This window comes from Sphingomonas yunnanensis (assembly GCF_019898765.1).
GTDB lineage: Bacteria > Pseudomonadota > Alphaproteobacteria > Sphingomonadales > Sphingomonadaceae > Sphingomonas > Sphingomonas yunnanensis.
On sequence record NZ_JAIOKB010000001.1, the window covers coordinates 145030 to 165678 of the forward strand.

Here is a 20649-nt window from a genome sequence, read left to right on the forward strand (position 1 = left end):
GTCGCGCCGGAGGGCACGCTGGGGTCGTACAAAGCCTCTGTCATATCGAAGGGCCGCGGTCGCACTGGCCATACCTCACCTTCTAACCCTCCGTCACTGTATCGCCTTGAGCGTCTCGCAAATCAACTCTAGTCTCGCGTCGCAACGAACCCGATGTTCGAGCGACGGAGGCGCTGATGGCAATGGGGCACGGGCAGGAGACCGGCTGGCCAGCGCGCTCGCACGACGAGGTGCGCGCGCTGCTCACCGCGCCGGGCAGCGCCTTCGAGATCGAGACGGTGACGATCCGCGGCGTGCCGACCCGCACGTGGAAGAACGCGCCGCCGACGCTTCGCGCCCTGCTGGAGGTGAGCCGCGCCCACGGCGAGCGGCTGATGACGATCTACGAGGACGAGCGGGTCAGCTACGCCGCGCACGCGCGGGCGGTGGCCGCGCTCGCTGCTGTGCTGGCGGAGAAGGGCGTGCGCGCGGGCGACCGGGTCGCGATCGCGATGCGAAATCTGCCCGAATATCCCGCGGCACTGTTCGCGGTCACCGCGCTCGGCGCCGTGGCGGTGCCGCTGAATGCCTGGTGGAGCGGCGAGGAGCTGCGCTACGCACTCGACGATTCGGCCGCGCGGCTGCTGATCGTGGACGCCGAGCGGCACGAGCTGCTGCTCCCGCTGTACGGGCTGTTGCGCCACCTCGGCGACGTTCTGGTGACCCGCGCCAGCGGGACGCTCGCGCGGCCGGCGGTCGCCCTCGAAGCGCTCATCGGCGCACCCATGCGCTGGGAAGCGCTGCCCGAGCGACCGCTGCCGGATACACCGCTCGGGCCGGATGATCCCGCCGCGATCTTCTATACCAGCGGCACCACCGGGCGCCCGAAGGGCGCGCTGGGCACGCACCGCAATCTCACCACCAATATCATGAGCAGCGCCTACGCCGCCGCGCGCACCGCGCTGCGCCGGGGCGAGCTGCCGCCGCCCACGACGCCACGAGTCGTGCTGACCGTGATCCCGCTGTTTCACGTCACCGCCTGCTCGGCCGCGCTGATGGGCGCGGTGGCGAGCGGGTCGACCACGATCTATATGCGACGCTGGGACGCGGTGCGCGCGATGGAGCTGGTCGAGCGCGAGCGGGTCACCGTCACGGGCGGGGTGCCGACGATCGCGTGGCAGCTGCTCGATCATCCCGAGCGCGCGCGCTTCGACCTCTCCAGCCTCGAGTCGATCGCTTATGGTGGCGCCCCCGCGGCGCCCGAGCTGGCGCGGCGGCTCCGCGCCGAGTTCGGCGTGTGGCCGCAGAACGGCTGGGGCATGACCGAGACGATGGCGACGGTGACGTCGCTGGCAGCGGAGGATTATCTCGCGCGACCGGAGAGCGCCGGCCTGCCGGTGGCGGTGGCCGATGTGATCGTCACCGACGGGGAGGGCGCCCCGCTGCCGCCCGGAGCTGTGGGGGAGGTGCGCGCGCGCGGTCCGATGGTGGTGGCGGGCTATTGGAACCGTCCCGAGGCGAGCGCCGAGACCTTCGTCGAGGGCTGGGTCCGCACCGGCGACGTCGGTCGCCTCGACGAGGACGGCTTCCTCTACATCCTCGATCGCGCCAAGGACGTGGTGATCCGCGGCGGCGAGAACATCTACTCGATCGAGATCGAGAACGTGCTGGAGGCGCATCCCGCGGTGAGCGAATGTGCCGTGCTCGGCGCGCCGCACCGCGTGCTGGGCGAGGAAGCGGTCGCGGTGGTGCGGCTGACCCCGGCGGGTAGCGTGGACGAGGCCGAGCTGCAGCACTGGGTTCGCGCGCGGCTCGCCGCCTTCAAGGTGCCCGCGGAGATCCGCTTCACCGCCGAGCCGCTGCCCCGTAACGCCAACGGCAAGATCCTGAAGCGCGAGCTCAAGGGCTTGTTCCGGGAACGTTTCGCGGCGTAGGGCTGTTCCCCGGTGGAGCGGGGAACGACGATGCGGGTGACACGGGACTTCCTGCGCGGCCGCGGTCGCGACGCGATGAGCGAGTCGGACAAAGCCATCCTCGAGCGCGCGGTCGAGCGCATCGATACGCTGCCCGCGCGCACGATCGTCACCCGGCGCGGCGACCGGCTGCGCAACAGCATGCTGCTGCTCGAGGGCGCGATGTGCCGCTACATGGACGCACGCGACGGCTTCCGCCAGCTCGTCGCGTTGCAGGTGCCGGGCGACTTCGTCGATCTCCACGGCTACCCGCTGCATCGGCTCGACCATGACGTCGGCACGCTCACCGAGGCGCGCGTCGCGGTGATCCCGCACGCCGCGATCGACTCGATCGTCGCCGATCATCCTCAGCTCGCGCGCGTCCTGTGGCGTTCGACGTTGCTCGACGCCGCGCTGCATCGCGAGTGGATCTTCCGCATCGGCCGGCTCGACGCCGCGGGGCGGATCGCGCACTTCCTGCTGGAGACCTACCATCGCCTCAAGGCCACCGGGCGCGGCGGCGACGGTGTGTTCGAGCTCGCGCTGATCCAGCAGGATCTCGGCGAGGCGTGCGGGCTCACCAGCGTGCACGTCAACCGCACGCTGCGGCGGCTGCGTGAGGAGAAACTCGTCGAGGCGGTGCGCGGCACCGTGACGATCCTCGACGAGCCCGGGCTGGCGCGCGTCGGCGAGTTCGACCCCGATTACCTCTACCTTGAGGAAGGACCCTGGCAGGCCGCCGCTGCCTGAGCGCAGCGCTCTTTCGCGCCTCCTTTCCTCTCGCTAGGTTTCCCTGATGGCCGATCTCCCGCCGCCCGCTCCAGCGCCGGTCACGCTCCCGCCCGATTCCGCCGCGCTGTCGGCGGAGGGCGACCCGCACGTGGTGCTGCGGCGCGACCGGCTGCTCGCCGCGCTGACGCTCACCTCGGGTATCGGGCTGATGTTGGGCCTGCCGTTCGCGCTCAAGTCGGGCGCCGAGTTCTTCATGCCCACCGCGGTCGCGCTGGTGGTCGCGCTCGCGCTGATCCCGCTGCTCGAGTGGCTCGAGCGACGCCGACTGCCCTCGGCCATGGCGGCGCTGGTCTGCGTGCTGTTGTTCCTCGTGATCGCCAACGTCGCGCTCGCCGCGATCGTCGTGCCCGCGACCGAGTTCTTCCGGTTGTTGCCCTCACGGATCGGGCGGATCCAGGACAATCTCGCGCCGTTGCTCGATCTCTATTCCAGTCTGGAGAAATACGCGAACCGCACGCTGCACCAGATCGCGAGCACGCCGGTGCGGCCGTCGCCTACCGCGGCGGTGGCGCCACCCAGCTCGATCGTCGAGCTCGCCGCCACTTCGGCGCCGGCGGTCATCATCCAGGTCTTCTACGCGATCCTCGTCGCCTTCTTCTTCCTGTCGGGCTGGACCCGGACGCGCGAGCGCATGATCACCGAGCGCGCCAGCTTCGGCGGCGCGATGGCGACCGCGCGCGTGCTGCAGGAGATGGTGGACGACGTGTCCTCGTATCTCGGCACGATCACGGTCATCAACGTCGCGCTCGGCGCCATCATCGCGGGCGCGCTCCACCTGCTCGGGATGCCGTTCCCGCTGATGTGGGGCGGCATCGTCGCGCTGCTCAACTATATCCCCTATTTCGGCCCGGTCGTGGCGGCGCTGCTGCTCGCGGTAGGTGGGCTGATGACCTTCTCCGATGTCTGGACGGCGCTGTCGGCGCCCGCGATCATGTACGGCGCCCATCTGATCGAGGCGAACGTCGTGACGCCGCTGATCGTCGGGCATCGGCTCACCATCAATCCGGTGATGATCCTGATCTCGATCTCCTTCTGGGGCTGGGTATGGGGCACGGTGGGCGCGCTGCTGGCGGTGCCGATCCTGATCATCGTGCAGACCATCCTGTCGGCGGCAGGACGGCCCGACATCGCGGGTTTCCTCTTCGAGCACGGCACGCTGACTCGCACGCGCGAGGGTCGCCCGGCCGGGCTCGCGCGGCGCGGCGAGAAAGACGCCGAATAGCCGTTGACAGCCCCCGGTGTGCCGCCTAGTTGGCGCGCCTCACGCTTCTGCAAGCGGGTGTAGCTCAGTTGGTTAGAGCGCCGGCCTGTCACGCCGGAGGTCGCGGGTTCGAGCCCCGTCACTCGCGCCACCCCCCGGGGAGGCCGCAGATCCAAGCATGACCGTCGATCGTCGTTGCGGGCCGTCTGGCCCGGCGCGGCACGTTGCGGGTGTAGCTCAGTTGGTTAGAGCGCCGGCCTGTCACGCCGGAGGTCGCGGGTTCGAGCCCCGTCACTCGCGCCACGGTCGGTGGTGGTTGCTCTAGAGAAGAGCTTGACCAGTCACTCGCCCTTTCTCCGTCCGGAAGGTCAGCACCCAGCCCGTCATCGACGCGCAGGCGGGAATCCAGCCGCGCGGACGGTGCGGCTCCATCGCGGACGTTAGCATGTCTGGACTCCCGCTTTCGCGGGAATGACGAAGAGGGGTGGGGCAGGGACGGGATCGAGACCGACGATCAGCGAGAGCGTCGGCATCCACTGTCCGCACCGCCGCGGGCCTCACCTCACCGCCAACGCCCGGTCTCCATCCAGCGCAGCAGCGGCTTGAGCGGCGTGATCCAGATGATTCCCGTCACGAGATAGAAGCCGAGCTGGAGCAACGCCGGCCATTGCCCTATGACGCCCGAGAGCGAGGCGATGGCCACGCACCACAGCGCGATCAGCAGCAGGATCGCGAGCATCCCCACCGGCTTGCGCCACGACGGCGTCATCGCGACCGCCCCGCGATCCAGCCGCGCTCGGTCACGATCGCGTCAAGGGGGGCGTCCCAGGGGTCGGGGGGTATCGAGTCGAGCTGTTGCACGCTCCACGCGATACCGATGCGGTGCGCCGCGGGATAGGTCGCGAAGGCGCGGTCGTAGTGGCCGGCCCCCTGGCCGACGCGGTTGAGCGCGGCATCGAACGCCACCAGAGGAGTGAGCACCACGTCGGGTACGATCTCGGCGTGCGCACCATCGGGCTGGCGCAGCCCGAATGGTCCGTCAGCGAGCGCGTGGTCGCCGCTCCAGGCCAGGAAGCGGATCGGGGTCGCCCGATCGACGACGTGGGGCAGCGCCAGCCGGCAGCCGGCGGCACGAGCGACGTTCTCCAATTCGGAGGGATCGGCCTCGCTGCCGATCGGCGCGTAGCTCGCCACCACCAGGCCGGGCGCGAGCAGCGCGACGAACTCGCGCGGGCAGGAGAGGGGAGGCGCACCCGCCGCTACGAAGGCGTCGCGCGCGGCACGCGCGGCGGCGCGAAGAGCGCGCTTGTCAGTCATCGTAGAGAGGGGGGCGGGGTGGCGGGACCGCCGTGGCCGTTGGCCGATGTATCCACTGACGCCCAGTACGTCAGGTGGGAGTCATATACGTCGGACCAGGATCCGGGCAGGGACAACCCCCATGGAAGATGAATAGCCTCAGGGATTTTATGAGCTCGTACCGGGCAGAACCCGCCAACACCTATCTAGGACGTCGGCGGCGCCTGCTCAAGGGCCTCGGCGAGCTTCTCGAGCCGTTCCGACAGACGATCGAGCGCGATCCCCTCCGGCGTCTCGGGCGGGGGTGCCTCGCGCGCCTCGATCAACGCGTCCGCCACCATCAGCGCGGCGAGCAGCATGGTACGGTTGACCCCGCCGGCTCCTGCGGCGCGGCGCGCGTCCTCCCAGCGCTCGTCGATCAGCGCGGCGGCCTGCATCAGTCGGGCCTCGCCGCCGTCGCCGCAGCCCAGGTCATAGCTCGTCTCGCCGATGCGGAGCGTTACCCGCGCCATCAGTCCTGCCCCCCGCGCGCGATGATCTCGTCGAGCGCGGCGACCGCCTCGCCCATCTTCTCGCGCAGTGCTTCGTGGCGGCGTGCGAGCGTGGCGGCAGCCGCTAGGCGCTGTTCCAAGACGCGTTCGACGCGGGTGATGGCGGCATCGAGCCGGTCGATCGCTGGGTTGTCCATGGGGAGAGGCGATAGGATCGCGCGCGCGCGCCGACAAGATGGCGTAGAGACGAGTGGATGCACCGCAGCGGTTGACGGCCGCGCGCCGTCCGGCGCAAAGACCCGCGCGACACCGAACTTACGGCGGAGACAGGCGCATGACCAAGGTAGCGATCAACGGCTTCGGACGGATCGGGCGGCTGGTGGCACGCGCGCTGATCGAGCGCGGCAGCGACCTCGAGCTGGTGGCGATCAACGATCTCGCCGACACCAAGTCGAACGCGTGGCTGTTCAGCCGCGACAGCGTCCACGGCAAGTACGCCGGCACGGTCGAGGCCGACGGGCAGGACATGGTGATCGACGGCAAGCGCATTCGCGTCACCGCCGAGCGCGACCCCGCCAACCTGCCGCACAAGGAGCTCGGCGTCGACATCGTGCTGGAATGCACCGGCTTCTTCACCGATCGCGCCAGCGCGCAGAAGCATATCGACGCCGGCGCCAAGAAGGTGCTGATCTCGGCCCCCGCCAAGAACGTCGACCTCACCGTGGTCTACGGCGTCAACCACGACAAGCTCGAGGCCGGGCACACGATCGTGTCGAACGCGTCGTGCACCACCAACTGCCTCGCGCCGGTCGCCAAGGTGCTCAACGACGCGATCGGCATCGAGCGCGGCCTGATGACCACGATCCACGCCTATACGAACGACCAGAAGATCCTCGACCAGATCCACAGCGACCTGCGCCGGGCGCGCGCGGCGGCGATGAACATCATCCCGACGACGACCGGCGCGGCGCGCGCGGTGGGCGAGGTGCTCCCCGAGCTGAAGGGCAAGCTGGACGGCTCGGCGATCCGCGTTCCCGTGCCCGACGGCAGCCTCGTCGACCTCACCTTCACGCCGAAGCGCGACACCAGCAAGGAAGAGGTCAACCAGCTGCTCAAGGCCGCGGCCGAGGGCGCGATGCAGGGCGTGCTGCATTATTCGGACGAGCCGCTCGTCTCGATCGACATCGTCCACACGCCCTACTCGTCGACGGTCGACAGCCTCGAGACCGCGGTGATCGACGGCAAGCTGGTCCGCGTGGTCAGCTGGTACGACAATGAATGGGGCTTCTCCAACCGCATGGTCGATACCGCGACCGCGATGGCGAAGCTCGGCTGAGATGGAGCATGCGGGCGGGGCGGGCGTGACGGGCGTGCTGCTCGGCATCGCGCGTCACGCCCGCTCGCGCGCGCCGGTCGAGACCGTCGTGCGCGCCGAGGTGTCGCTCGCGCGCGGCATCCACGGCGACTTCCGCGGCGCGATGCGGGGCAAGCCCTACAAGCGCCAGGTCACGCTGATCGAGCGCGGTGACTGGGCGGCGGCGATGCGGCTGGTCGGCCACACGATCGACTGGACCGAGCGGCGCGCCAACCTGCTGGTCGACGCGCTCGACCTGCCGCAGAAGGCGGGAACGGTGCTCCGCATCGGCGCGGACGTGCTGCTCGAGATCACGCGCGAGTGCGACCCGTGCGAGCGGATGGAAGCGCTCGCCCCTGGGCTCAAGCAGGCGATGACGCCCGACTGGCGCGGTGGCGCCTGCGCGATGGTGATACAGGGCGGCACGATCGCCGTCGGTGACAGGATCAGGATCGAGGACCCATGGCCAAGTCTTTTCGAACGCTCGACGACATCGGCGACGTCGCCGGCAAGCGGGTCCTCGTCCGCGGGGATCTGAACGTCCCCTTCAAGGACGGCCACGTCACCGACGACACGCGGCTGCGCGCCACCGTCGCGACGGTCGCCGAGCTCGCCGACAAGGGCGCGATCGTGCTCGTTCTCGCGCATTTCGGCCGCCCCAAGGGGCAGCCCGCGCCCGAGTTCTCGCTGGCGCAGATCACCCGGCCGTATGAGAGCGTGCTCGGTCGCCCGGTGCGCTTCGTCGACTGGGCGGGTGCCGCCGAGGCGGTCGCCACGCTCCAGCCCGGCGACGTCGCGGTGCTGGAGAACACGCGCTTCTTCGCCGGCGAGGAGAAGAACGACCGCGAGACGATCGACCGCATCGCCGCGCTCGGCGACCTCTACGTCAACGACGCTTTCTCTGCCGCGCACCGCGCGCACGCCTCCACCGCGGGGCTGGCGCAGGTGCTTCCCGCCTTCGCCGGGCGCGCGATGGAGGCCGAGCTCGACGCGCTCGAGAAGGCGCTCGGCGCGCCCGAGCATCCGGTCGCGGCGGTGGTCGGCGGCGCCAAGGTGTCGACCAAGCTCGACGTGCTCAAGCACCTCGTCGGCAAGGTGGACCACCTGATCATCGGCGGCGGCATGGCGAACACCTTCCTCGCCGCGCGCGGCGTGAACGTGGGCAAGAGCCTGTGCGAGCACGATCTGACCGGCACCGCCGACGAGATCCTGGAGGCCGCCGATCGCGCTGGCTGCACGGTCCATCTGCCCTATGACGTGGTCGTGGCGACCGAGTTCCGCGCCAACCCGCCGGTACGCACCGTCAACGTCCACGAGGTCGCCGCCGACGAGATGATCCTCGACGTCGGCCCCGCCGCCGTCGAGGCGCTGGGCGATGTGCTCAAGAACTGCCGAACGCTCGTGTGGAACGGCCCGCTCGGCGCGTTCGAGACGCCGCCGTTCGACGCCGCGACGGTGGCGCTGGCGCGCACGGCCGCGGCGCTGACCAAGGAGGGCAGCCTCGTCTCGGTCGCGGGCGGCGGCGACACGGTCGCGGCGCTCAACCAGGCCGGGGTGGCGGAGCAGTTCAGCTTCGTCTCGGCCGCGGGCGGCGCCTTCCTGGAGTGGATGGAAGGCCGCGAGCTGCCGGGGGTCGCCGCGCTGCAGCGGTGACGAGGGTGGGGCGAGGGTAGCGCCTCGCTCAGCCGCGCTCCTGCGCACGCAGGAGCCCAGTGCGGCGAGCGCGCCCTCCGATCATTCTGGGCTCCTGCGTGCGCAGGAGCACGGCGATCGGCGGAACACCCCGCTCATCCCGCGGGCCGAGTCGCGATCAGCGCGTTGGACACCATGGTCAACACCGCGACGTCGTGCTGGTTGAAGGCGATGAGCCGGCTCTTGTAGATCCCCAGCTCGGGCCGCGAGCGCGAGACGCGTTTCTCGATCACCTCGGTCTCGCAGCGCAGCGTGTCGCCCGGATAGACCGGGGTGAGCCAGCGCAGCTCGTCGATCCCGGGCGAGCCTAGCCCGGCCTGCTCGACCGCGCGGAGCTGCTCGACCAGCATCGCCATCACCATCGCGCAGCTGTGCCAGCCACTCGCCGACAGGCGGCCGAAATGGGTCGCTGCGGCGGCCTCGTCGGAGAGATGGAAGGGCTGCGGGTCGTATTTTCGCGCGAACTCGATCACCTCGTCGCGGGTGACCGGATAGGCGCCGAAGCGGGCGGTCGCGCCGACCGTGATGTCCTCGAAATATTGCACCGGCGGCGCTCTCCTCTCGCGCCGCCATATCGCCACGTTCCTGGCCGCTCTTCAAGATTTTGCCTAGGTCGTCAGCGCCGCATCACGCGTCGGAACGGCGCATCGTCGCCGTCCAGGCCGCTGCCACGGGGCAGGCCGAGCAGGTCGCGCAGCAGCGGCGCCACGTCGGTATTGTCGAAGGTCGGCAGCCGCTTTCCCGCGGCGAAGGCGGGGCCATAAGCGATGAACAAGGCGCGCATGTCGGGCGAGTCATTGTCAAAGCCGTGCGCACCGCGGTGGGTGGCCTCGTCCGTCGCGCTCCTGGCGAGGATCCAGCCGCCCGATGCGTCGTCCTCGGCGAGGCAGAGGAAGGCGGGCACGCGCGGGTTGCGGCCATAGCGGAAGCGCGGCGGCAGCGCCTCCTTGCGCCAGCACGTCATATGCGGGTGCGGGCGCAGCAGCGCCTGCGCTACCGCAGCGTCGCGTCCCGGCAGCGGCGCGAAGGTCGCGTACGGGCCGCTCTCGACCACCCGCGCGTCGGTCGCGGGGACGATCGAGTCGATCGCGATGCGCCGCTCGGGCGCGATCGGCGCCATGCCATGGTCCGAGACGATCACGATATTGGCGGATTGGCCCAGAGCGGCGAGTCCGTCCACCAGGCGACCGATACTCGCGTCGGCCGCGGCCACTGCTGACAGCGTCCGTCGATCAGTGGGGCCGTAATCGTGGCCGGCGGTATCGACCTCGTCGAAATAGAGCGTGACGAACCGTGGGCGCGTCTCGGCCGGGCGGCGCAGCCAGTCGATCACCGCGTCGACGCGCTGTCGATCGCTCACTGCCTCGTTATACTGCTGCCAGTCGCGCGGGCGGATACCGGCGACCTCGTGCGGGCGAGCGGGATCGCGCGTGCCGCCCCAGGCGACGTTTGAGCCCGGCCAGAACATCGTCGCGGTCGGCATGCCGGCGCGCTCGGCGGTGACCCATAGGGGCTCGGCGGCGTTCCACCAGAACGGGTCGTCGCTCGCCATGGTGAAGGTCTCGCCGGGCCGCGCCTCGTCCTCCATCCGGTTGGCGACGATCCCGTGCCGGTCCGGCACCAGCCCGGTGACGAGCGTCCAATGATTGGGGAAGGTCTTGGACGGGAACGAGGGGCGCATCGCCGCGCTGACCCCGCCGGCCGCGAGCGCCGAGAGGCGGGGCGTCACTCCGCGATCGAGATAATCGTGGCGAAAGCCGTCGATCGAGACGAGGATCGTCACCGGAGGAAGGACCGACGCGCGCGCCGCGGTCGCTGCCACGCCGGCTTGAGCGGCATGCGACGAGGCGCCCGGCGCGGGCGCGGTCACCGCCGGCAAGGCCGGCGGCGTGTAGCGATAGGCGCAGGCGCCGAGAGTGAGGAGCGCGGCGGCGAGAAGCGGGCGGAGCGTCATGCCGCGCGCTTACGCCGCTGCGATGACGGCTGAAAGTCTCGCGGCGACGAGGGGAGCGTCGCCGCGAGAGGAGATCCTCCATCGTTAGAGCCCGACCGCGAACTTGGCGAACAGCGTCCAGCTCACCGGCGAGTCGCCGTAGGCGGCGTCGAGCGCCGCCGGCTTGGCATAGGCCGCGACCGTGCCGCCCAGCGCGACGCCGAGCGGCCCGACGATCGGCAACCGATAGGCATAGCCCGCCTCCGCCTTAGTGACGCGGAAGCGTCGGTCGTGGAGCGGGTCGTCGTGATCGGGGAAGAGCTCGTCGTTGGCGACATTCTCCACCCGCGCGAAGACCGCGTGGCGCGGCGTCACCTCGTAGGTCGCCTCGGCGAGGAAGGCGTTGAGCACGTCGCCGGGCTGACGGTCCTTGCGCGACCAGGCCAGCGTCGTCGCGAGCCCGGCGCGCGCATATTGCACGCTCGCGGTGGTGCGGTCCTCGTCCTCGCCGGGGTGCAGCGCCTCGGGCTCCTTCAGCCTCCCGTGGCTGACCTGCAGCGCGACAAAGGGGGAGGGCGTCCAGGTGCCGCGCACGCTCCACGAGTCGAGTCGTAGGGGATCGAAGCCCCAGCGCCGCTCGTCGGGCTCGCGGCCCTTGAACCACGACCCCTCGAGCTGGAGCGTGGGCGCGGACACGCCCGCGGTGAGCACGCCGTAGGTGATATGGGTCGAGTCGAACCAATGGTGGGTGATCGGCGACATCGGCAGGTAGCGCGCCGAGCCGCGGTGCATGAAGGCGCTCGGCCCCAGCGCGGGCTCACCCACGGGGGCGGCGTAGACGAACAGGCTGGTGGCGCCGCCGAGCCGGTAGTCGACCCGCGCGGCCAGCTCCATGAACAGGTCGTGCGGGTGCTGTCGGTCGACCAGCGCGCGGCCATGCGCGGTCTCGCCGGTGGCGAACAGGTTGGGATAGCCGCGTGCGCCCATCGCGGGCTCCAGGCTGCCCATGCCGCGGAGCTGGAGGTGGATGCGGTCGGTCAGGTCGTTGTCGGCCATGACCATGGCCATGGATTGCACATAGGCACCGTTGCCGCCGCGCGGTCCGCCCTGGTCGGTGACCATCGTCCAGGCGTAGCCGTGCGCCATCAGCATCCAGTCGCCGGCGTGGAGCATCGCGCCGCGCATCGGTCCCTCGCCGGCCGGGTTGCGCGCGGTGCCGCTGCCCGGCGTGTACCAGCCATCGGCGGTGCCCATCGTCATGCCGGGCATGGCGGCACCGGCGGGCGCGCGCGCGAGGGCGGCGTCGGACGCGTCTCGCCAGCGCGGCGGGGCAGTGACCGTCGCCGTCGCGTGGTTCATGTCGGCATGGGGGTCGCTCCGCGCCGGCGTCGCTCGCGCCATGGCCGCATGATCCATCGCGCTGTGGTCCATGATCGCGGCATCCGCGGGGGTCGGGGCAGGTGTGGGCGAAAGCGTTGATGTCGCGGCGTGCGGATGGTCCTGCGCCGACGCGAGCGTCGGGCAGAGGGCCGCCGCCGCGGTGGCGGCGAACAGGGTGTAGCGAAACATCGATTCTCTCCGGTTGCGGTCGTGACGGGCCGGGGCGCGACGCCCCGGCGGATCACGCCGCGCGCGGAGGCGGGGAGAGCGGCACCAGCAGCGCCCCGGCGGTCATGCTCGCGCGCATCGGCGGTCGCTGCCGCTCTGTCGGCTGCCACGGCGACGCGACCACGCCGGCCGCGAGATCGAGCGGCGGCACGCAGCCGAGGCAGTCGTGCGCCGCTTGGGTCGCGGGTGCGGACGGCGGGTGCTGGTGGTGCTGCATCGGCGCCGACACCGCGACCGTCGCGACGTGGCACGCCGGCGCCGCGCTCGCGGGCAGCGCGAGCAGCAGCGCGAGGAGGGAGACGAGCAGGCGAAGCATCACCGCGGCTCTAGCCGTTCGCACGCGCTCGCACCAGCCGGCGGGAACGCGCGGGGCGCTGGCGCTTTGTCCCATCATGCGCGCGCTTTCCCTCCTGATCCTCCTCTCGCTGACGGCCTGCGGTAGCGGTGGCAAGGAGGGCAGCGGCAACCGGGCCGCGCCCGCGCCGAGCCCGACCGGCCCGGCACCGAGGACGCCGGTGATGCAGATCACGCCCGCGCCGGGCAACGAGGCCGAGTGGATGGAGCCGCGCGACGCGCCCGGTGCCCCGACCAGCGCCCCTTATGCCAACCTGCTCGACCAGCCGGTCGTCAAGGGACCGCCCGCCAAATAGCGGCAGGTCACGACTAGGCAGGTCACGACTAGGACGAGGAGGGCGAAGGCCGGTTGGATCGGGACCGCGATGGCGAAGGCGTGATAGCCGGGGATGTGCCACGCATAGCCGTCCACCGCGACGTCCGCCGCCATCAGTAAGGTCGCCGCGGACAGGCCGACGCGGCAGCGTCAGGCGAGCAGCGCGATGACGGCCAGATCGAGCGGCAGCAGCGCGTTCCAGAACAGCCGGCCCGCTGCCGGCCCGAACCTTAGGGCCACCATCCGTCAAGGAGGAGGTCGGCCATGTGGAAGGCCGCGCCGATCGCGAGGCCGAGCTCCACCAGCGCGACCGGCCGCGGCGACGTCACACGTTGAAGCGGAACAGCATCACGTCGCCGTCGTGGACGACATATTCCTTACCCTCCTGGCGCAGCTTGCCCGCGTCGCGCGCGCCGGCCTCGCCGCCGCAGGCGACATAATCGTCGAAGGCGATCGTCTCGGCGCGGATGAAGCCGCGCTCGAAGTCGGAGTGGATCGCGCCCGCCGCCTGCGGCGCCTTGGAACCCGCCTCGATCGTCCAGGCGCGCGCTTCCTTCGGCCCGACGGTGAAGAAGGTGAGCAGGTGGAGCAGCTCGTAGCCGGCGCGGATCACGCGCGTCAGCCCGGTCTCCTCCAGCCCCAGCTCGGACAGGAACTCGCCGCGCTCGTCCGCGGGCATGGTCGCGATCTCGGCCTCGATCGCGGCGGAGACCACCACCGCCTGCGCGCCCTCCGCCGCGGCCTTGGCGAAGACGCGCGCGGAATAATCGTTGCCCGCCGACGCATGTTCCTCGTTGACGTTGCAGACGTACAGCACCGGCTTGGCGGTGAGCAGCTGCGCCTGGTCGAGCACGCGCGCCTCCTCGGCGTCAGTGGCCTCGGTCAGCCGCGCGGGCTTGCCGTCGCGCAGCAGGTCGAGCGCGCGGCCGAGCACCATCGCCGCGAGCTTGGCCTCCTTGTCGCCCTGCTGGCCCTTCTTGACGAGATTGGGGACGCGCTTCTCGAGGCTCTCCAGGTCCGAGAGCATCAGCTCTGTCTCGACCGTCTCGGCGTCGGCGATCGGATCGACGCGGTTGTCGACGTGCTGGATATCGTCGTTCTCGAAGCAGCGCAGCACGTGGACGATCGCGTCGACCTCGCGGATGTTGCCGAGGAACTGGTTGCCCAGGCCCTCGCCCTTGCTGGCGCCACGCACCAGCCCGGCGATGTCGACGAAGCCGAGCTGGGTCTCGATCACCTTGGCCGACTTGGCGATCTCGGCCAGTTTCGCTAGTCGCGGATCGGGCACGCCGACGTTGCCGACGTTCGGTTCGATCGTGCAGAACGGATAATTGGCCGCCTGCGCCGCGGCCGTCTCGGTCAGCGCGTTGAAGAGGGTGGACTTGCCGACGTTGGGCAGGCCCACGATGCCGCAGCGGAAACCCATGGGAAGAACCTGTGTGATGGGGAAAGCGCGCCAGATAGGCGAGGGGCGCGCCGCTGGCTAGGCCATGCTTTCCCCGCCGCCGCGCAACCTCTAACAGGAGCGCATGAGCGACGAGATCAGCGTGGCGGCGGCGCGCCCCCTGCGCCGCGACGCCCAGGCGCGTCGCGACGCACTGATCGCGGCGGCACGACTGTGCTTCGCACGCGCGGGCTATCTCGTGCCCTTGGAGGACATCGCCGACGCCGCCGGCGTCGGGCGCGGTACCTTCTACCGCAACTTCAAGGATCGGATGGCGCTCGCGCTCGCGGTGTTCGAGCAGGAGATCGAGCGGATGCACGCGCGACTCGATCCAGCGCTGCCGCTCGACGAGGCGCTGGCGCAGATCGTCCTGGACGGCGCCGAGACGGCAGCATTGTTCGCTCGGCTCGCGCTCGACATGCCGCGCGACGGTGCCGATCGCGCCGCCTTCGACGGATTGCGTCAGCGGCTCGAACGGCTGTTCGAGCCGATCGCCGCGCGTGCGCATCGCGACGGCACGCTCGCCCTCGAGCTGGGGGCACGCGACCTGGTGCTGGCGATGCGGATGCTGAGCGGACTGCTGCTCAAACATAACAGCGCGGCGGAACGGCGCCAGCAGATCGACGACGCGCTGCGGCTGCTGCTGGCGGGCCTGCGGCCGCGACCAACATCCTAGACGCTTGATGCGTAAGCACGAAGCATCGCCTACGTCACGCTGAATGTCGAGTTTCGCACGTCGCCGCGTCATAATGGTGAATCTAAAGACTTGGCCTGCCTCCTGCTGCGGCGCTGCTCTGCTATAAAGCTAGACAGCTACGGAGTACCGCGCGCGGCATTGTTCGTCTCTGATGTACGTCGACCGGGTTCCGCTGTGTTGACACCTCGTCCTGGACGGCGAGGAAAAATCGGGGAGCGACCATGAGCATCGTGACAGCAGTGAGCGCGGCACGGCCCGTGCAACATGTGCCAGAATATATCGACCCGTCAGCGTTCGCGTTCGGGCGCGGCGACTGGGGGCGCACCTCCTATGCGACTTTGCTGGAGTCGAGCTCGCGTCCGTCGCGGCTGGCCGCCAGCGGCGTGGCAGCGACCGAGACTCCGCTGGCCGCCCGCGACGACGGCGCCGCCAAGCGGCGTCTCCAAGTGATGGAAGAGGTCGCGGCGCGTTTGGCCAAGCTCGCCGAGTCGAACCGGAAGGACTTGGCCGTGCGCGCGCTCGAGGCGTTGCGGCAGAAGCTGACATTGCTCAAGATGCAGGCGTTGGCAGCGATCCTGCGGGGCGATCGGCCCGTCGCGCTCGCCCTGGCGGATGAGCTCGAAGAGCTCGCCCGCGCGATCATCGCCGCCGAGCGCGACTGTGCCACGGCTGGCGGTGGCGGCGCTGATATCGCCGATGCGGTACCGATCCTGGGTCCGCAGACGCCCGCCAAGAAGGGCCTGCCGCCGATCGCCGGCGAGGCCGAGCTGGAGATGGCTACGGTGGCGCCGCCGGTGACCTTGGAAGATTCGTTGACTGAGGCTGCCGAGCTCGCGCATGCGGCGGCCTCGGTGCGTGGCGCCCCCGATCGATATGATCTACGCGAACTCAGCGCGGTGCTGTCGAAGCGCTCGTCGCCGCTTCTGCCGCTGTTCGACACCAGCGACGGTCCGGACGCGGTGGCGACCGACGCCGCCAATCTGATCCGCTCGCTGCGGCGCGCAGCCTATCGGGCGAGGCGGCGACCCGGCGAGATCGACGCGCGCGCGCGCATGGACGCGAGTGCGATCGCCGCGTCGCTGGGCAGCGTAGGCCTATTCGGCATGGTCGAGGCGAGCATCGCCTAGGAGGAGGGCCGACGCTCGCTCGCGCGCGCGGCGTCTGGCCCCTCTTGCTCCCCCTCTCGCTGGAGCTCGCTCAACGAGAAGGTGCCGCTCGCCAGGCATCGTCTTAGCGCGTCGCGGCTCGATCCTCGGCCGGTTGCGCGCCGGACAGGGGCGCGCTCGCCGGCGGCTCGCTCCAGCCCAGACCAAGGCTCTTCTGCACCGCGATGTAGCTGTCGGTCAGTTGCGCCTTCGCCTGCACGACCGCGAGCGCGGCGGAGAGACGCTGGCGCTCGATGTCGAGCTGGTCGATGACGTTGCTGGTCCCGGCGGCGACCCGCTGACCGTTGAGCGTGGCCGCGCGCACCGCGGACTGTTCGGCACGAAGCAGCTGCGCATATTGAAGCCGCGTATTGCCGAAGCGCGAGAGGCTGGTCTCGGCGTCCTGCAGCGCCTCGAGCACGCGCTGGCGGTATTGTGCGGCAGCGAGGTCGCGTTGCGCGTCCGACTGATCGATCGCGGCGCGGGTTCGGCCGAAGTCGAGGAACGACCAGCTCAGCATCGGCGTCGCCAACGCGGTCAGCTTGCTTGGGTCGACCACGTCGCCGATGTTGGTGCCGCCAAGGCCGAAGATCCCGAGGAAATTCAGCGATGGAAAGAGCTTGGCGGTATTAACGCCGATCTGCGCGTTGCTCGCCGCGAGCGCCCGCTCGGCCGAGCGGATATCGGGCCGATGCGCGATCAGCGCCGCTGGATCACTGATCGGCACCTCGGTCGGCGGCAAGGGGACCGGCACGATGGGCGTCAGAGTCTGGTCCAGCGAGCCGGGCGAGCGCCCGGTCAGGACCGCGAGCTGATCGAGATATTGCGACACCTCCGCGGCGAGCGGGATGCGCTGCGCGTCGGTGCTCGCCAGCTGGTTCTGCAGCCGCTCGACCTGGAGCTGCGACGCGGCGCCCGCGTCGTAGCGCTGGCGCGTCAGCTCGAGCTGCCGCTGTTGGAGCCGGCTCGACTCGGCGTTGAGCCGCGACCGTTCCTGGACCTCGCGCAGCGCGACATAGGTCTGCGCCACCTGCGCGGACAGACTCACCTGCGCGTCGGCGAGGTCGGCGAAGCGTTCCTCGACCGTGGCCCGCGCGCTCTCCACGCTGCGCCGCCGCGCGCCGAAGAAATCGGGTTCCCACGAGGCGGTGCCGCCGAGATTGTAGAAGTCGAGTGCATTGCTGCCCGAACTGCTCGAACTCTCCGCGCCACCGCTCTCCCCACCGCTGCTCCCGCTGCCCAGCAGCCCTCCCGGAAGGCGCGCGTGGACATAGGCGGCGGTGGGGCTGACGCTCGGAAGCCGGTCGGCGCGCTGGGTCCGAAGCCGCGCACCGGCCTCTCGGATGCGCGCCTGCGCCGCGTCGATCGTCGGGCTGTGCGCGAGCGCGTCGTCGACCAAGGCCGTGAGCGTGGCGTCGCCGAGTCCCTCCCACCAGCGTGCCACACCAGGGCCGGGGCGGAGCGACGGGTCGGCGGCGCGGACGAAGCTGCCGCGCTGTACCGCGTCCGCGGCAGTCGCGGGCGGGCCGTGATAGTCGGGACCGACGGTGCAGGCGCCGAGCAGCGCCAGCGGCAGCCACGCGAGGGCTGGGGAGGGAGCGTGTCGCATCAATGTGTCGCCGCCGGAGGGGCGCCCTTTGGTAGCGGGCGGAGGAACAGCACCAGCGGCAGCACCGCCAGCGTGCCCATGCCCATGATCCAGAAGATGTCGTTATAGGTCATCACGAGGGCCTGCCCCTGAATCTGCTGGCCGAGCGCGCGTAGCGCGGTCGACCGGCCGCCCAGCGATTGCGCGGTATTGTTGATATAATCCTGCACCATCACCGAGTTGGCGTTGAGCGTCTCCTCGATGCGGCGGCTATGGAACCAGCTGCGCTGGTCCTGGATCACCGAGATTCCCGCGAGCGCGAAGCTGCCGCCGAGGTTGCGTGCCGAGTTGAACAGACCCGAGGCGTCGCCGGCCTCGACCGGCGGCACCGAGCGCACCGCCGCCTGGCTGAGGAACAGCATGGCGAGGATCTGGCCGACACCGCGCAGCAGCTGCGACTCGACGAAGTCAGTGCCGGTCGCGTCGATCGTCAGCGTCGAGTCGAGCAGCGCCGAGGTCCCCATGATGAGCAGACCCGCGCCCACCGCGATTCGCACGTCGACGTGGCGCAGCAGGATCGGCACGATCGCCATCATGAAGAAGCTCGGTATGCCCGACAGCAGCACCACCTTGCCCGATTGCAGCGCGTTATAGTCCGCGATCGCGGCGAGGAACTGCGGGATGGCATAGGACGTGCCGTAGAGCACCACGCCCACGACCATCCCCATCAGCGCGACCGAGCCGAACTGGCGGTCGAGCAGCAGCTTCAGCCTGATGATCGGCCGCCGCGCGAGGAACTGCCCGGCCATCAGCAACCCGAAGCCGAGCAGCGAGATGGCGGCCATGTAGCGGATCAGCTCGGACGAGAACCATTGCTCGCGCTGGCCCTCCTCGAGGAAGACCGTCAGGCCGCCCAGCCCGAGCGCGAGGCCGAGGATGCCCAGCCAGTCGGCCTCGCCGATCAGGTGCAGCTGCGCCTTCTCGTGCTTGAGCCCGACCAGCAGCAGCACTACCAGGATCGCGCAGATCGGCAGGTTGATGAAGAAGGCGTAGTGCCAGCTGATGTTCTCGGTCAGCCAGCCCCCCACCAGCGGGCCGAGCACGGGGCCGAGGATCGCGGTCATGCCGAAGGCGGAGATGCCGATCGGCTGCTGCTCGCGCGGCAATCGCTGGGCGATGATGGTCTGCGCGGTGGGGATCATCGCGCCCCCGGTGAAGCCTTGGCCGATGCGGCCGACGATCATCTGCGGCAGCGTGTCGGCGGTGCCGCACAGCACCGAGAAGATCGTGAACAGCACCGCCGCGATCAGCAGGAAGGTGCGCAGTCCGAGCAGCCGGGTGAGCCAGGCGGACATCGGGATGATGACGATCTCGGCGACGAGATAAGCGGTCGCGACCCAGGCGCCCTCGGTACCGCTCGCGCCGATCTCGCCCTGGATCGTCGGCAGCGCCGAGTTGACGATCGAGATGTCGAGCGTCGCCATGAAGGCGCCGAGCGTGCCCGCCGCCACCGCCAGCCAGGCCGCGAGGTCGGCGCGCTGCGGTGCCGCCGGCGTCGGGGCAGGCGAGGCGCCGCGCCGCGGCGCGGCCGCGCTCGCCACCTCAGCGCTCCCGCTGGTTGAGCTGCTGCTGACGGTCACGCAGCCGATCGATCTCGTCCTTGGCCGAGATCGTGTCGACCGTCGCGGTCACCGACAGGCCGGGCACGAGCAGGCGCCGCACCTCCGGCGTGGCCTCGATCTCGACCCGCACCGGCACGCGCTGGGTGATCTTGGTGAAATTGCCCGTCGCGTTCTGCGGCGGCAGCAGGGAGAATTGCGCGCCCGTGCCCGGCGAGAAGCTGGCGACGCGGCCCTTGAGCGTGATCCCGTCGAGCGCGTCGACCTTGATCTCGACCGGCTGCCCCGGCCGCATCAGCGCCAGCTGCGTCTCCTTGAAGTTGGCGGTGACGTAGAGCTTGTCGAGCGGCACCAGCGACATCAGCCGCGTGCCGGTCTGCGCGTATTGGCCCACCTCCACCGTCTTGTCGCCGATGCGGCCGTTGATCACGGCGCGGATCAGCGTCGCGCCGACGTTGACGTCGGCCGAGGCGAGCTGCGCGCGCGCGGCCTGTGCCTGCGCCAGACCTTGGCGGATCTGGGTCTCGTACGAGGCGACGCGGCGGCGCTGCATCTCGACCGCGGCCGCCTGGGCGCGCGCCTGGTCGGCGGACTGGCGCGCGGCGAGCTCGAGCGAGGCGAGCTGCTCGCGACTCTCCGCGCCCGTGGCGGCCAGCGGGCGGTAGCGCCTCACCTCGGCGGCGTCGTGCGCGGCGCGCGCCTGCGCGGCGGTGAGCTGCGCCTGCGCCTGATCGATCGCGGCATATTGTTCCTCGACCTGCGCGCGCGCGCTGTCGGCCTGCGCGTTGGCCACCGCGATCTGCGCGTTGGCCTGGGCGGCCTGGGCGCGCGAGTCGCGCGGGTCGATGCGGACCAGCGGCTGGCCGACGCGGACATCCTGATTGTCCTGCACGAACACCTCGGCGACATAGCCCGCCACCCGGGGCGCCACGATCACCATGTCGGCGCGCACCTGGGCGTCGTTGGTGTCCTGCAGGTATTTCCCGCGGCTCTCGTAGCGTAGGTACCAGATCGCGATCCCCGCCAGCGCGCCGAGTGCGAGCGCGATCAGGATCGTCTTCGCACGTCCGCTCAGCTTGCGCTTGGCCGGCGCCTGCTGACTCGTGTCCTTGCTGTCGGCTTCCTCTCCAGGCGTGTCGTTCTCGTGCCCAGCCTGTTCAGCCATATCGTCTCGTCCAGCAGCAGCAG

The 20649-nt window shown here is 70.4% G+C and carries 21 protein-coding genes and 2 tRNA genes; 11 read left to right on the forward strand and 12 right to left on the reverse strand.

Features of this window, described 5'->3' with window-relative positions:
• Positions 1-176: 176 nt before the first annotated feature.
• From K7957_RS00620 to K7957_RS00640, 5 genes are all read left to right on the forward strand, one after another.
• The gene (locus K7957_RS00620) at positions 177-1913 is read left to right on the forward strand and encodes a class I adenylate-forming enzyme family protein (protein ID WP_223010085.1); all 1737 of its coding nucleotides are present in this window, start codon (positions 177-179) and stop codon (positions 1911-1913) included.
• 30 nt (positions 1914-1943) lie between these two features.
• A complete protein-coding gene (locus tag K7957_RS00625; protein WP_223010086.1) occupies positions 1944-2681 on the forward strand; it encodes a Crp/Fnr family transcriptional regulator in 738 nt (245 codons plus the stop codon).
• A gap of 46 nt (positions 2682-2727) precedes the next feature.
• Entirely contained in the window at positions 2728-3945 is a 1218-nt protein-coding gene (locus K7957_RS00630; RefSeq protein ID WP_223010087.1) for an AI-2E family transporter, read from the forward strand.
• A gap of 53 nt (positions 3946-3998) precedes the next feature.
• Positions 3999-4075 (forward strand) — tRNA-Asp (locus tag K7957_RS00635).
• Positions 4076-4150: 75 nt separating this feature from the next.
• A tRNA-Asp gene (locus tag K7957_RS00640) sits at positions 4151-4227 on the forward strand.
• A 259-nt stretch (positions 4228-4486) separates the two neighbouring features.
• Here the strand turns inward: K7957_RS00640 and K7957_RS00645 are convergent.
• The 4 genes from K7957_RS00645 to K7957_RS00660 all read right to left on the reverse strand — a co-directional run bounded on the left by K7957_RS00645 (position 4487) and on the right by K7957_RS00660 (position 5908).
• On the reverse strand, positions 4487-4693 hold the full coding sequence (locus tag K7957_RS00645; RefSeq protein ID WP_223010088.1) for a DUF2842 domain-containing protein: 207 nt from the start codon (positions 4691-4693) through the stop codon (positions 4487-4489).
• A complete protein-coding gene (locus tag K7957_RS00650; RefSeq protein ID WP_223010089.1) occupies positions 4690-5241 on the reverse strand; it encodes a 5-formyltetrahydrofolate cyclo-ligase in 552 nt (183 codons plus the stop codon). Before K7957_RS00650 ends, K7957_RS00645 begins: the two co-directional genes overlap by 4 nt.
• A 185-nt stretch (positions 5242-5426) precedes the next feature.
• Complete coding sequence (locus tag K7957_RS00655; RefSeq protein ID WP_223010090.1) at positions 5427-5732, reverse strand: cell division protein ZapA; 306 nt, start codon at positions 5730-5732, stop codon at positions 5427-5429.
• On the reverse strand, positions 5732-5908 hold the full coding sequence (locus K7957_RS00660; RefSeq protein WP_223010091.1) for a hypothetical protein: 177 nt from the start codon (positions 5906-5908) through the stop codon (positions 5732-5734). The genes K7957_RS00655 and K7957_RS00660 overlap by 1 nt, the downstream gene beginning before the upstream one ends.
• A gap of 137 nt (positions 5909-6045) precedes the next feature.
• Between K7957_RS00660 and gap the strand changes: the two genes are divergently transcribed.
• Genes gap through K7957_RS00675 form a run of 3 tightly spaced genes read left to right on the forward strand, consistent with a single transcriptional unit; the run spans position 6046 to position 8718 of the window.
• Positions 6046-7047 (forward strand): type I glyceraldehyde-3-phosphate dehydrogenase, encoded by a 1002-nt coding sequence (gap, locus tag K7957_RS00665; protein ID WP_219747281.1) that lies wholly within the window; start codon positions 6046-6048, stop codon positions 7045-7047.
• 1 nt (position 7048) lies between these two features.
• Entirely contained in the window at positions 7049-7603 is a 555-nt protein-coding gene (locus K7957_RS00670) for an MOSC domain-containing protein (RefSeq protein WP_223010092.1), read from the forward strand.
• A complete protein-coding gene (locus K7957_RS00675; protein ID WP_223010093.1) occupies positions 7528-8718 on the forward strand; it encodes a phosphoglycerate kinase in 1191 nt (396 codons plus the stop codon). The genes K7957_RS00670 and K7957_RS00675 overlap by 76 nt, the downstream gene beginning before the upstream one ends.
• Positions 8719-8852: 134 nt before the next feature.
• Here K7957_RS00675 and K7957_RS00680 read toward each other — a convergent pair whose 3' ends face one another.
• The 4 genes from K7957_RS00680 to K7957_RS00695 all read right to left on the reverse strand — a co-directional run bounded on the left by K7957_RS00680 (position 8853) and on the right by K7957_RS00695 (position 12614).
• Positions 8853-9302 carry a MaoC family dehydratase gene (locus tag K7957_RS00680; RefSeq protein WP_223011049.1) on the reverse strand — a complete coding sequence of 150 codons (450 nt, stop codon included), beginning with the start codon at positions 9300-9302 and terminating at the stop codon, positions 8853-8855.
• A 71-nt stretch (positions 9303-9373) separates the two neighbouring features.
• The gene (locus K7957_RS00685) at positions 9374-10711 is read right to left on the reverse strand and encodes an alkaline phosphatase family protein (protein ID WP_223010094.1); all 1338 of its coding nucleotides are present in this window, start codon (positions 10709-10711) and stop codon (positions 9374-9376) included.
• 84 nt (positions 10712-10795) lie between these two features.
• Positions 10796-12259 (reverse strand): hypothetical protein, encoded by a 1464-nt coding sequence (locus K7957_RS00690; RefSeq protein WP_223010095.1) that lies wholly within the window; start codon positions 12257-12259, stop codon positions 10796-10798.
• Between the two features lie 52 nt (positions 12260-12311).
• Positions 12312-12614, reverse strand: a complete 303-nt coding sequence (locus tag K7957_RS00695; protein WP_223010096.1) for a hypothetical protein — start codon at positions 12612-12614, stop codon at positions 12312-12314.
• A gap of 202 nt (positions 12615-12816) precedes the next feature.
• On the opposite strand from K7957_RS00695, the gene K7957_RS20505 reads away from it, so the two are divergent.
• Positions 12817-12948, forward strand: a complete 132-nt coding sequence (locus K7957_RS20505) for a hypothetical protein (RefSeq protein WP_281422786.1) — start codon at positions 12817-12819, stop codon at positions 12946-12948.
• Between the two features lie 345 nt (positions 12949-13293).
• Here K7957_RS20505 and ychF read toward each other — a convergent pair whose 3' ends face one another.
• A complete protein-coding gene (gene ychF, locus K7957_RS00700) occupies positions 13294-14394 on the reverse strand; it encodes a redox-regulated ATPase YchF (RefSeq protein ID WP_223010097.1) in 1101 nt (366 codons plus the stop codon).
• Between the two features lie 103 nt (positions 14395-14497).
• On the opposite strand from ychF, the gene K7957_RS00705 reads away from it, so the two are divergent.
• Together K7957_RS00705 and K7957_RS00710 are read left to right on the forward strand one after the other, a co-directional pair.
• Positions 14498-15088 (forward strand): TetR/AcrR family transcriptional regulator, encoded by a 591-nt coding sequence (locus K7957_RS00705; RefSeq protein WP_223010098.1) that lies wholly within the window; start codon positions 14498-14500, stop codon positions 15086-15088.
• Positions 15089-15492: 404 nt separating this feature from the next.
• Entirely contained in the window at positions 15493-16236 is a 744-nt protein-coding gene (locus K7957_RS00710; RefSeq protein WP_223010099.1) for a hypothetical protein, read from the forward strand.
• Between the two features lie 103 nt (positions 16237-16339).
• Here K7957_RS00710 and K7957_RS00715 read toward each other — a convergent pair whose 3' ends face one another.
• From K7957_RS00715 to K7957_RS00725, 3 genes are read right to left on the reverse strand one after another with little or no spacing between them, the layout of a single operon-like run.
• Positions 16340-17863, reverse strand: coding sequence for an efflux transporter outer membrane subunit (locus tag K7957_RS00715; RefSeq protein ID WP_223010100.1), 1524 nt, complete (start codon positions 17861-17863; stop codon positions 16340-16342).
• Positions 17863-19443: an MDR family MFS transporter gene (locus K7957_RS00720; protein WP_223010101.1), complete on the reverse strand. Its 1581-nt coding sequence runs from the start codon at positions 19441-19443 to the stop codon at positions 17863-17865. The genes K7957_RS00715 and K7957_RS00720 overlap by 1 nt, the downstream gene beginning before the upstream one ends.
• A 1-nt stretch (position 19444) precedes the next feature.
• Positions 19445-20626, reverse strand: a complete 1182-nt coding sequence (locus K7957_RS00725) for an HlyD family secretion protein (RefSeq protein ID WP_223010102.1) — start codon at positions 20624-20626, stop codon at positions 19445-19447.
• Between the last annotated feature and the right edge of the window lie 23 nt (positions 20627-20649).